The following is an 11697-nucleotide window of genomic DNA, read 5'->3' on the forward strand; positions in this document are numbered from 1 at the left end:
CTTGGGTGAGGGGCCGTTGTTTTCAAAACACGTGTTGAAAAGTCGTATTGAGGAGTTTTGAATGCCAGATTTACGCGTTATGCGTCGATACCTAAGCCTAAGCGCACTTGCCCTCTTAATTAGCGGCTGTGGTGCAACGCACCAAGTCAGCCAAGGCCTACCTGCCATTGAACAGGGAGCATTGAATGCTCCGCAGACGTTCACCCGACTACCTGCCCAACGTTATACGCCCGATGATTGGGCACAAGCATTAAACGCCCAGGTGCTGCTGCCGAATACACCAGACGCAAAGCGGCGACCTGCCGCACTCATTGTCCATGGTGGTGGCTGGCGCAATCGTGGTCCTGACGACATGGAGAGTATTGCGGAGCAGTTAGCAGAGCAGGGATATGTGACTGTGAATATTGAACACCGCTTTGCACCCGAGTACCGATTTCCTGAACAACTGCATGATTTACAGCAGGCAATGACCTGGATTCACAGCAACGCTGAGCGTTGGCAGGTGGATACTAACCGTATCGTAGGCGTTGGCTTTTCATCAGGCGCGCATTTGATAAGCCTCCTTGCCCTGGCTGACGATAAAGGCCCGCTTGGCGATCCTTATGGCGGCGAGCAAGCCCAGTTGGCGGCCGTGTTAGTAGGCGGTCTACCCAGTGACCTGCTGAAGTTTGATGACGGTCGCTTGGTGGTCGACTTTATTGGCGGCACCCGCGCCGAAAAACCAGAGGCCTATGCACTGGCTTCACCTGCGCGGCAAATCACCCCTCAGGCGCCACCGTTTTTTCTGTTTCATGGCAGTTGGGATCAGCTAGTACCCGTTGATCATGCGACTGACTTCTATCAAGCACTCCAGGCTCAGGGCACCGAAAGTGAGCTTTACTTACAGCGTGGCTACGGCCATTTTGCCAGCTTCCTACTTCGCGGCAGTGCTATTGAAGCCGGTATCGCCTTTTTGAATCGTCAGGTTCAGCCGTAGATAGTAAATAAAAGATAGTACATAAAAGATAGCAAATAGACGGTTTATCCTTCTGGTTGATACTTGTAACCGACTCCGTAAACGGAGCGGATGATCTCCAGCTCGGGGAGCGCTTCATGGATTTTTTTGCGTAGCTTCTTAATGTGGCTGTCCACGGTGCGTTCCGAGACAATGCGGTTATCCCGGTACATGTGATCCATCAACTGCTCGCGACTGAAGATACGTCCTGGAGATTGCATCATAACGCGCAACAGTTGGAATTCTACGGCGGTGAGGCCGAGGTCGTGCCCATTAGCAAGCGCCTGCCAGCCTTCTTCATCGAGTGTCACCGGCGCTTGTTTGGTGAAGTCGTGCGCGTCATCGGCCTGCGCCGCGGCGTGGCTACGGCGTAGTACGGCTTTTACGCGGGCAACCACTTCGCGAGGGCTAAAGGGTTTGCAAACATAGTCGTCTGCACCTAGCTCCAAGCCTAGTAAACGATCAACTTCTTCGACTTTCGCGGTCACCATAATAATTGGCAGGTTGGGGCACTGTTGACGAATTTCTCGACACAACGTTAGTCCATCTTTACCTGGAAGCATCACATCTAGCAGTACTAATGCCGGGGTGTGCTGGGTAAGCCAGGGCATAACGTCGTTGCCGTTGGCAATAATGGTTGCCGCAAAATTATTGTTTTCCAGGTAGTCCGCCATTAGCCGGGCAATTTTAGGTTCATCCTCAACAATAAGCAGTGAGGCGTCCTGGGGTGGGATATTCTCAGACATAGTCAGCTCGCTTGGGTTAGGAAGTAATTGACGTTAAGAAGCAATAAACAGCGGAAAGCGCAGCGTCCATTTCAAGCCGCCAAGCTCAGAGGCGCCAGGCGAAAGTATGCCGCCATGGGCATTAACTAATGCGCTGGCAATGGAGAGTCCCAGCCCGCTGCCACCACTTGCGCGGTTACGTGAGCCTTCCACGCGATACAGGCGTTCGGTTAAGCGTGAAAGCTCGCTTTCAGGCACGCCTGGGGAGCTGTCTTCCCAGGTAATCACGGCGTGGCCAGATACGCAGGTTAACGAAACACGTAGCTCACCTGGGGGCTGTGTATAGGCGCAGCTATTATCTAGCAGGTTGCTCCATAGCTGTCGCAGGCGCTGGGCATCCCCTTGTATCATGATGCCGGGGGTAAGCTGGCTTGACAGTGTCAGGCCGCTCTCTTCTAGCCAGCGGTCGGCGTCGGATAAACGGCCTTTCAAGCTTTCGCTGAGGTTCATTGGGGCTAGCTGAATATCTAATGCGCCTGCATCACTTTGAGAAAGCAGTCTCAGGTCAGTAACTAACCGTTCCAGTTGTGCCACTTCCTGGGCAAGTGAGCCAAGATTTTCCTGGTTTAACGGGCGAATGCCATCCTGCATTGCCTCGATTTCGCCACGCAGCACTGCCAACGGGGTGCGCAGCTCATGCGCCGTGTCAGACACCCATCGTGCTCGGGCGTCGCGGCTAGCTTCTAAGGTGGCCGCCAGGACGTTGAAGTCGCGCGCTAAACTGGAAAGTTCATCGCGACCGCGTTCTGACAACCGGGTGTGATAATCGCCTTCGGTCAAGCGTAGCGTTGCGCCTGCTAATGCTCGGGTGCGTCGCCCTAACCACCAAGAAAGCCCGCCCGCTAGTAAGAGCGATGCTAATCCAAGTGAAACAACAATAAGCACTAAGTTGCGTTGTTGGCGTTCTAAAAAGCGGCTTTCCATGCGCTCCATCATATCTTGCGGAGGGCGAAAGCCGAGTTCACCAATTGGTTCACTGTTACCGCTTGGGGTCATGTCGCTATACAGGGTGAGCCATCGCCAACCGTTTGATCCCCGAGCAGTATCAACAGGAGGGACAACAAAGCGGCCGTCGCTATTGCGTAAAGCAAAGTCCTGAGCCTCCCCCAGGGGGGAAGGGCGGTCACGGTGTTCCTGGCCAAGCTCAAAGCGCACAATATAGGGCCAGCGTTCTGGGGATTGCTCCAACCACCCCCAACTGCCCTGGGTTTCCCAGCGAGTAATGAGCCCATCTGCCAGTAGCGTAGCGCGCCGCTCTTGGGCTTGATTTAGATATTCTAAAAAACCGCGATCGATACTGTAAGTCACCGCTAAAAACACGCTCGCTGCAATGGCTACGTTAACGCTTAAAATAGCCACAAAAAGCTTGAGACCCAGTCGGGAGGGCCGCCACTGGCGTAGCGAAGCGAGCAGTTGCATTAGCTGACTCCCTCATGGCTTGGTTGGGGTGGCTTGCTGAGTCGTTCACGCAGGTTTTCTAAACCCAGGTAGAGGCAGGGCACTACCAGCAACAAGATGACCGTGGCGAATAACATTCCGAACCCTAGCGAAATGGCCATGGGTATCATAAAGCGCGCCTGGCGAGAGGTTTCTAGAATCATCGGTGCCAAGCCTAAAAACGTGGTGAGTGTCGTCATCATAATTGGCCGTAAGCGGCGAGTCGCCGCGGCGACGATTGCTTCGCGGGCATCCATGCCCTCACGACGCTTACGGTTAGCATAGTCAATCAGTACTAGGGCATCGTTAATCACCACGCCGGAAAGTGCCAGCATACCGAGTAGGCTGATAATCGATAGCCCGAACCCCATGAGCATGTGACCTGCAACGGCCCCGACAATACCAAATGGAATAGCGGCTAGTACCAGTAGTGGCTGAAGGTAACTGCGGAAAGGAATAGCTAATAGCGCATACAGCGCGGCCAGCATTAGCCACATGGCATTGCGTAGCGTGGCTAAATTGTCGGCGGTATCTTGTTGCCGCCCACCCATGCTCACTTCAAGCCCTGACCAGGTATTGCTAAGGGTGGGGAAAACATCTTCCTGCAGCGTGGCTAGCACTTGATTAATCGCTTGGTCTCCTTCCGAGTCAGCGGTAACCGTAATGATCCGCCGACCATCGATGCGTTGAAGACTGCTAGAAGCTTGGCTCAACGTGATATCTGCCACGCGTGATAACGGGACGCTTAGGCCGTCAGGCGTCTGGATCGGCAGCCGATAAAGCTCATTGAGGCTGTCGCGATCTTGCTCTGGCAGGCGTACCTCAACGCTGACTTCTCGACGGCCAATAAATTGTTCTATGGCAGTGGCACCCTGTAGCGGGCCGCGTAGCGCCTGGGCTAGGTCGTTCCCTGTTAGCCCTAACGCGCGCCCTTCGGCAGATAGGCGCATTTCAAGCTGCGGTTTGCCGTCTCCCAGTCCGCTATCGATATCGGTTAAACCATATTCGGCTAGTAGTTCAGCCAGTTGCGCAGCAGCCGCTTCTAACACTTGGGTGTTTGGGTGGGATAAACGCAGGCTCAGCGCTGCACCACTACCAGGGCCACCGAAGTCTGACTCGAAGCGCACAGATTGCGCGCCGACTAAATCACCCGTTAAGTCGCGCCACTCCTGGGCAATTCGAGATGGAGGCCAGGCATCTAAACTTTCTCTGGCGATATCTAAACGCACTTGCAAGCTTTCACCATCCAAGCGGCTGCGGGTACTGCTAAAACTGAGGGTTGCCTCGCGTTCGCTAAGTTGCTCGGCGGCATTCAGCAACTGCTGGCTCAATTCGCGGCTAACGCTAATGTTGCTGCCAATCGGTAGGGTAACGCTGGCCTGAACTTGGTCAGATTCCACCCTGGGCATGAGTGAAAAGCCAAGTCGGCCACTCATTGCCCAGGCCAGCGCGACGCATAGCAAGGCAACGCCCAGGGAGACCGTCAGCAGGCGTTGATTAAGCGCACGCTGTAAAAACGGTTCAAACTGCTGGTAAGTGAAGTGATGCAGGCCCTTTTGCATACGTAAACGAACGGCTTCAATGGGGCGCTGCCATACGGGTGTTTTGCGGGGTTTGCTGGCGTGGGCGAGATGGGCGGGCAGTATAAACAGAGCTTCCACGAGAGAAATAATAAATACCGTGATAACGACTACCGGCACGGTAGCAAAAATAAGCCCTAAAAAACCGGGTAAAAACAGTAGCGGCAGGAATGCAACAATATTGGACAGAATCGCGAAGGTAAGCGGTGTGGCGATCTCTTGAGCACCTTTCACCGCGGCATCGCGCAGGGAATAGCCCTGCTCCCGGTAGCTGTAAATATTCTCACCGACCATAATGGCATCGTCCACGACGATGCCAAGGGCGATAATAAAGGCGAACATCGACATCATATTGAGTGAGACGCCAATCCAAGGTAGAAACAGCATTGCACCCAAAAATGCCGTCGGAATGCCCAGCGTTACCCAGAAGGCCAGCCGAGCCTCAAGAAACAGTGCCATGAGAATCAGTACCAGTGCTAAGCCCATCCAGGCGTTTTTGAGCAGCAGGTTCAGGCGATCTTCGTAGATTTCTGAGCTGTCTCTGGAAATATCCAGGCGTACCCCGTTGGGCAGGTTGGCGCGCAGCCGCTCCAGCTCACCGTAGACGGCTTGTGAGATACTGGTCGGCGTTTGATCGCCAATCTGATAAATATCTACCGATAAGCCCGGCTCGCCGTTGTAAAACTCCTCGCGATCGGTTTCGGCAAAGCCTTCTCTTACGCGCGCAATATCGCTCAGTACAACGGGAGAACCTTGGGCGGTGGTGAGAATGGGGAGTGCGGCAAACTCATCCGCACTGTTGCGGCGTCCTTGGTAGCGAATCAACCACTCGCCTTCGGCGGTAGTGAGCTGGCCACTGGCAAGATCAAGTGCTTCTGCGGCAATTCGACTGGCAAGTTGTTGATGATCTAACCCAAAGCGCTCAATGGCTTCCTCATCCAAAAGCACTTGGATTTCACGTTCGCGATTGCCGGAGAGCTCTGCGCGAGAAATGCCGCTAGTAGACTGTAGCTCGGCGCGCACATCTTCGGCGGCGTCATGAAGTGCGGCTAAACTCACCGAGCCATACACTTGTAGGCTCACCACGCTGCGAGAGCGGCCAGCTAGGGTAAAACGCGGTGGATCCGCTGCGTTAGGCAAAGTCGTGATGGCATTCACGGCTTGCTGGATATCCTGATAGGCCCGCATCACGTCAACGCCATCGATCAGCGTGGCGCTGACTACGCCGCTACCTTCGCCAGCGCTGGCGGTTAATTCATCGATGCCTTCCACGTCGGCAATGGCAGCTTCAACTGGTAGCAGCAAACTTTGCTCAACATCTTCCGGCGTGGCACCAGGATAGCTGATGCTAACTTGGATGATTTCCGTTTCAAATTCCGGGAAAACCTCTTTCTTGATGGCCAGGGATGCCATTAAACCGCCGACGATAAATAGCACCATCATCAGGTTAGGGGCAACGCCATGGTCGACCATCCAGGCGAGTGGGCCACGGCGAATCATGGGCTTTCCTCATCACTGGCTGGCGTATCGCCCCGCTGGCGAATACGGACTTGTTGGCCTTCACGAGGCTGAGCCAAGCCGGCAATAACCACCCGCTGTCCGGGTACTAAACCGCTGCGTACTAGCGCCGTTTCCTGCCCGCGATAGGCCAGGGTGACATGGGTGCTGCGTAGGCGATCTTCATCATCTACCCACCATACCTGCTCGCCGGGACGCAATGCGGCAGAAGGCAAGGCGATGAGCGGCTCCTGGGTTGTGCTATGAAAGGCAACACGCAGCACATCGCCAAGACGCAGCGCAGGGCCATCTTGCTCTAGCGACAGCGGGTCATTCACGGCGATCAAAAGCTGCGCCTGTAAGCCGTTCTCTTCCAGGTTTGGCAGAATAGAAATTAAGTTACCTTCTCTGCTTGCTCCTTCCGGCCAGCCTTGGCTGGTAAGCGTGACGCGGCTGCCTGGCGTTAGCCAACCCAAAATATCCCCCGGCAACGAAGCGCGAACCCAAAACTGTTCGACGCCGACCAAGCTGAGTACTTCAGTACCTTGGCTTAACAGGCTGCCCGCACCGACCAAACGGTCTTGCACCATCGCCCGCCAAGGGGCAGCTAACGTGGCACGTTCAAGATTAAGCGCCGCTTGGTCTCGCACCACGCGTGCTTGTGTTAGTTGAGCTTGAGCTTGGCGTAGCTGTGGTTCACGTAGCACCAGTGCACGGCGCTCAGCGCTAAGTTGGCGGCCAAAAGATTCATACTCACTTCGGGCGCGCTGTTGCTCCGCTTGTTCTAGCGCTAACTGTGCTTGAGCGTTGGCCAACTGCGCTTCGGCATCTTCCAAAATAAGGCGTAAATCGGCCTGATCGATATAAGCAACCGGTGCTCCTTGTTCAACGACCTGGCCTGGGAGAACGCCTTCGCCAAAGCGTTCTAGCTGACCAGCAACCCGGCTGGCTAGCATAGTGGATTTCTCAGCTTCTACTCGCCCAAAGCCGTTAAGCATAGGAGCTTGAAGGCGCTCTTCAGCCGTAATGATATCTACTAAGGGTGGTGCGGCGGGCGGGGGCGGCCGTCGCTCAACGCGGGGTGGCTGGCTGATAATCCACCAAGCCAAGGCTAAACCGCCAACGAAGACCAGTAGCGCTGCCAAGGCACCGAAACCGACACGGCCTTGTTGAGAGGGAGCGTAAGAGTGAGAGGAGGTCATTACCGCGCGGCATCCGTTGGCTGAGGGCGAAAATTCCAGAGAAAATGGCGTATCATGCTAGCATCACCGATACGCAAGCAATGATTAGGTAAGCAATGTGCAAATAGCGTGCAACCCATCAAGCATCGCTGCATCGTGCTGTCTAACCGCTGATGGGCCTAACAATACCTGTCATTATTATTTTGAAAAGCACTAAACTCACTGGTTAATGTGACGTCATGAAAAACACCGCTACTCGCGATAAGTTAATTGATACCGGTGCCGAGCTGATTGCCCAGCAGGGCTACAATGCGACAGGTATTAATGCCGTCTTAAAAACCTGCGGCGTGCCTAAAGGGTCGTTTTACCACTACTTTTCCAGCAAAGAAGATTTTGGGCTGGCGGTGATCGAGCGCTTTGCCAGCCAGTACGATGAAAGCCTGGCAGCACTGCTTGAAGACGTCTCCTTACCACCGTTAGAGCGCATACGGCGTTACTTCGCCACAGGGCGTGAGCATATGTTGGACTGCGACCACACCACTGGCTGCTTGATTGGTAACCTGGGACAGGAGCTTTCTGGTCAAAGCGACACCTTCCGCGATGCGCTTAATCTGGTGTTTCAGCGCTGGGAAAAACGTTTTATCGTTTGTCTGAAAGAAGCGCAACATCAGGGGAATATCGATAAAGCAATTGCTCCAGAGGCCCTTGCTAGCTTTATATTGTCGGGGTGGGAAGGCGCTATACTTCGTGCCAAAACGCTTAAGTCGGTGACTCCCATGGAGCACTTCGAGTCGATTTTATTTGCCCATGTGCTGACACCATCGGCGCTCTGCGAAGCAAGCCGCTAGTGACGTGCGCGAAAGTGGTGCTCTCCGCTAGCCACATCGTTGCGCAGGGCTGCCAGCAGTGAATCATCTAGCGATGGGTCATTCAGTGGTAGCAGGCCGCACTGGGCCAACGCAGATCGCAGACTTATTTGTTCATCTAAGCGCTGATACACCACTCGCACACAACAGGGCATCCGCTCACTATTATCGGCAACCCCCATTTTTAATCCGGTTAAGCGTGTGACTTGGCTTTGAAAGCTGGGAAACAGAATAGTTTGAGTGATTTCGTGGCCGTTGAGTGTCTCGTGGTCAACCAAAAATAGCCGGTCTGCAAGTTTAACGGCGGTTCCTACGTAACGGTTATGGCAGGGCCGTCTTCCCAGAGCGACTTGCATACGTTCGGTTCGCTGGTACACCACGCCTCCTTCTCTGGCTTCTAGGCACACCAACGTGCGCATCAAATGCCCTGGGCGCGACATCGAGTGGTAAAGCTCGAAGTAGCGACCCAGATAACGTTCCATGCCTTCGCTACCCCGCTGAATCAACGCATTGGGCCAGGGTAGTGTGCTTGGTGACGCGTCCGCATTGAGTTGGCCAGTTTGCACCAGCGCTCGGAAGTCGTGGTGAGGCAGGTCAATATCTTCTGGCGAGACACCAAAAAAGTGGCAAATACGCTGCAGCGCGGCATGGCTTGGATAATAGCGCCCGCTGAGGTAGCGGTTGAATTGGGCACGGTTAATGGATAAGCGACGGCAAACGTCCGCAATAGACGGGTAATAGCTGCACAGCAGGCGTAAGTTAGCCACAAAATCATCATGCATGGGGATGGTTTCAACGTTCTCAGAAGGCGACGGTGAGGCTAATGTGAGGCCTTGGAGCGGTCAGTGCAATGCTTCCCAAGACGAAGCGGGTGAAAAACTGGATAATGGACAGAAATCCGCCTACCGGCTTATGTTTTCAACAGCCGAGGCACACTCATTGCTCCGGATGCCCATTCATGGAAATTAAAGTCAATTATCTCGACAACCTCCGTTTAGAGGCCAAGTTCGACGATTTTACGGTTATCTCCGATCAGCCGATTCGCTATAAAGGCGATGGCTCAGCCCCTGGTCCGTTCGACTACTTTCTAGCGTCGTCGGCGATGTGCGCGGCTTACTTTGTCAAGGTTTACTGCAACGCGCGAGATATTCCTACCGAGAATATTCGCCTGTCCCAGAACAATATCGTCGACCCGGAAGATCGTTATAAGCAGATTTTCAAAATCCAGGTCGAGCTGCCGGAAGATATTTCTGAAAAGGATCGCCAGGGTATTTTGCGCTCCATCGACCGTTGCACGGTGAAGAAGGTTGTTCAAACCGGCCCCGAGTTTCAGATTGAAACGGTAGAGAATATCGATGAGGACGCCCAGGCGCTGCTGATGGGGGCGCCGGAAGGCAGCGCTACCTACATCCCAGGTAAAGATTTGCCGCTGGAGCAGACCATTGCCAATATGAGCGCGATGCTGGCTGACCTGGGCATGAAAATTGAGATCGCCTCCTGGCGTAATATCGTGCCCCACGTCTGGTCGCTACATATTCGCGATGCCGCCTCTCCTATGTGCTTTACCAACGGCAAAGGGGCTACCAAAGAGAGCGCGCTGTGCTCCGCACTGGGCGAATTTATTGAGCGCTTGAGCTGCAACTTCTTCTACAACGACCAGTACTTTGGTGAAGAAATTGCCAACAGCGACTTTGTTCACTACCCCAATGAAAAATGGTTTCAGCCGGGGCCGAACGATGAGCTTCCCGCTGAAATCCTCGACGAACACTGTCTGGCTATTTATAACCCGGAAGGCGAGCTGTGTGGCTCCAATCTGATTGATACCAACTCCGGGCGTGAAGATCGGGGCATTGTATCGCTACCGTTTGTACGTCAGTCCGATGGCAAAACGGTCTATTTTCCCTCCAACTTAATCGAAAATCTGTTCCTAAGTAACGGCATGAGCGCGGGCAATACCCTAGTGGAAGCCCAGGTGCAGTGCTTGTCGGAAATCTTCGAGCGGGCGGTGAAGCGCGAAATCCTCGAACAGGAGTTAACCTTGCCGGATGTGCCGCAAGCGGTACTGGCAAAATATCCGAACATTGTGGAAGGCATTAACGCCTTGGAAGCTCAGGGTTTCCCAGTGTTGGTAAAAGATGCCTCCATGGGTGGCCAGTTCCCGGTAATGTGCGTCACCTTAATGAACCCGCGTACTGGCGGCGTATTTGCTTCGTTTGGCGCACACCCAAGCTTTGAAGTGGCGCTGGAGCGTAGCTTGACGGAGCTGTTGCAAGGCCGCAGCTTCGAAGGGTTAAACGATCTTCCGCTACCAACGTTTAACTCGCAAACCGTGACTGAGCCTAACAATTTTGTTGAGCACTTTATCGACTCGGTGGGTGTGGTTTCTTGGCGCTTCTTTAGTGCCAAACCCGATTTTGAGTTCAGCGAATGGGACTTCTCCGGCAGCAACCAAGAAGAAGCCGACACGCTGTTTGAGATCTTTGAAGAGCTGGGGGCCGAAGTGTACATGGCAGTACACGAAGACTTGGGCGCACCGGTCTGTCGCATTCTGGTGCCAGGTTATTCAGAAGTGTATCCCATCGAAGATCTGATCTGGGATAACACCAATAAGGCGTTGGATTACCGCGAGGATATCCTCAACCTGCACCGCCTCGACGACGATCAGCTCACTGATCTGGTCGAGCGGCTGGAAGAGAGCCAAATGGATGATCACGCCGATATCATCACGCTGATTGGTATCGAGTTCGATGAGAACACCGTGTGGGGGCAGCTAACGATACTAGAGCTGAAGCTGCTGGTTTACCTTGCGCTGCAACGCCATGAAGAGGCGCTGGACTGCGTGCAGATGTTCCTGCAGTACAACGACAACACCGTTGAACGCGGACTGTTCTATCAGGCAGTGAACGCGGTACTGGAAATTGTATTGGATGATGAGCTGGAACTTGACGATTATCTGCACAACTTCCAGCGCATGTTCAGTGAAACGACCATGGCGGCTGTCGTGGGTTCGGTGAGTGGCGAAGTACGCTTCCATGGCCTAACGCCGACTAACATGCAGTTAGAAGGTCTGGAGCGCCATCAGCGCTTGATCGAAAGTTACAAAAAGCTCCATGCGGCTCGGGCAGCAAAAGCGATTAAATAAAAAGCGTCCCTCTATCGAGCCTTTTCAAAAGCAGTCGTGAAAGAACGGTGCGCAGCCTGACAAAGGCGCGCACCGTTTTTATGTGATGCACTTTGGTGCAGTGGTTGGCGCAGTCAGTGCACACAACTGCACCGCTGCGCCAAATTTATTTCTGCCCCATGCTTGGTAAAACGTTCTCCGCGGCGCGGTTTTAAAACGGCGCGAAATAAAACGAC

At 54.0% G+C, this 11697-nt stretch carries 8 protein-coding genes; 3 read left to right on the plus strand and 5 right to left on the minus strand.

The window, feature by feature from the left end; all coding sequences use genetic code 11:
• The first annotated feature begins 61 nt into the window (after nucleotides 1-61).
• Nucleotides 62-976 carry an alpha/beta hydrolase gene (locus tag L1X57_RS09665; RefSeq protein WP_009721349.1) on the plus strand — a complete coding sequence of 305 codons (915 nt, stop codon included), beginning with the start codon at nucleotides 62-64 and terminating at the stop codon, nucleotides 974-976.
• A gap of 44 nt (nucleotides 977-1020) precedes the next feature.
• Here L1X57_RS09665 and L1X57_RS09670 read toward each other — a convergent pair whose 3' ends face one another.
• The 4 genes from L1X57_RS09670 to L1X57_RS09685 are packed head-to-tail and all read right to left on the minus strand — an operon-like array spanning nucleotide 1021 to nucleotide 7495.
• Nucleotides 1021-1740, minus strand: coding sequence for a response regulator (locus tag L1X57_RS09670; RefSeq protein ID WP_009721350.1), 720 nt, complete (start codon nucleotides 1738-1740; stop codon nucleotides 1021-1023).
• 33 nt (nucleotides 1741-1773) lie between these two features.
• Nucleotides 1774-3198, minus strand: a complete 1425-nt coding sequence (locus L1X57_RS09675; protein WP_009721351.1) for an ATP-binding protein — start codon at nucleotides 3196-3198, stop codon at nucleotides 1774-1776.
• Nucleotides 3198-6296: an efflux RND transporter permease subunit gene (locus L1X57_RS09680; protein ID WP_009721352.1), complete on the minus strand. Its 3099-nt coding sequence runs from the start codon at nucleotides 6294-6296 to the stop codon at nucleotides 3198-3200. The genes L1X57_RS09675 and L1X57_RS09680 overlap by 1 nt, the downstream gene beginning before the upstream one ends.
• Complete coding sequence (locus L1X57_RS09685; protein ID WP_009721353.1) at nucleotides 6293-7495, minus strand: efflux RND transporter periplasmic adaptor subunit; 1203 nt, start codon at nucleotides 7493-7495, stop codon at nucleotides 6293-6295. The genes L1X57_RS09680 and L1X57_RS09685 overlap by 4 nt, the downstream gene beginning before the upstream one ends.
• 218 nt (nucleotides 7496-7713) lie before the next feature.
• Here L1X57_RS09685 and L1X57_RS09690 point away from each other — a divergent pair, with 218 nt between their 5' ends.
• Complete coding sequence (locus L1X57_RS09690; RefSeq protein WP_009721354.1) at nucleotides 7714-8322, plus strand: TetR/AcrR family transcriptional regulator; 609 nt, start codon at nucleotides 7714-7716, stop codon at nucleotides 8320-8322.
• Here L1X57_RS09690 and L1X57_RS09695 read toward each other — a convergent pair.
• Nucleotides 8319-9122 (minus strand): helix-turn-helix domain-containing protein, encoded by an 804-nt coding sequence (locus tag L1X57_RS09695; RefSeq protein ID WP_009721355.1) that lies wholly within the window; start codon nucleotides 9120-9122, stop codon nucleotides 8319-8321. The genes L1X57_RS09690 and L1X57_RS09695 overlap by 4 nt on opposite strands.
• 176 nt (nucleotides 9123-9298) lie before the next feature.
• Here L1X57_RS09695 and L1X57_RS09700 point away from each other — a divergent pair, with 176 nt between their 5' ends.
• Nucleotides 9299-11482: an OsmC domain/YcaO domain-containing protein gene (locus L1X57_RS09700; protein ID WP_009721356.1), complete on the plus strand. Its 2184-nt coding sequence runs from the start codon at nucleotides 9299-9301 to the stop codon at nucleotides 11480-11482.
• Nucleotides 11483-11697: the final 215 nt, after the last annotated feature.

Origin of the sequence: Halomonas sp. TD01 (genome assembly GCF_923868895.1) — a bacterium.
GTDB lineage: Bacteria > Pseudomonadota > Gammaproteobacteria > Pseudomonadales > Halomonadaceae > Vreelandella.

Bases quoted from the DNA above. Each gene is read 5' to 3' on its own strand.
- L1X57_RS09685 (WP_009721353.1), bottom strand. From the start codon at position 7,495: ATGACCTCCTCTCACTCTTACGCTCCCTCTCAACAAGGCCGTGTCGGT.
- L1X57_RS09700 (WP_009721356.1), top strand. From the start codon at position 9,299: ATGGAAATTAAAGTCAATTATCTCGACAACCTCCGTTTAGAGGCCAAG.
- L1X57_RS09690 (WP_009721354.1), top strand. From the start codon at position 7,714: ATGAAAAACACCGCTACTCGCGATAAGTTAATTGATACCGGTGCCGAG.
- L1X57_RS09670 (WP_009721350.1), bottom strand. From the start codon at position 1,740: ATGTCTGAGAATATCCCACCCCAGGACGCCTCACTGCTTATTGTTGAG.
- L1X57_RS09675 (WP_009721351.1), bottom strand. From the start codon at position 3,198: ATGCAACTGCTCGCTTCGCTACGCCAGTGGCGGCCCTCCCGACTGGGT.
- L1X57_RS09665 (WP_009721349.1), top strand. From the start codon at position 62: ATGCCAGATTTACGCGTTATGCGTCGATACCTAAGCCTAAGCGCACTT.
- L1X57_RS09680 (WP_009721352.1), bottom strand. From the start codon at position 6,296: ATGATTCGCCGTGGCCCACTCGCCTGGATGGTCGACCATGGCGTTGCC.
- L1X57_RS09695 (WP_009721355.1), bottom strand. From the start codon at position 9,122: ATGCATGATGATTTTGTGGCTAACTTACGCCTGCTGTGCAGCTATTAC.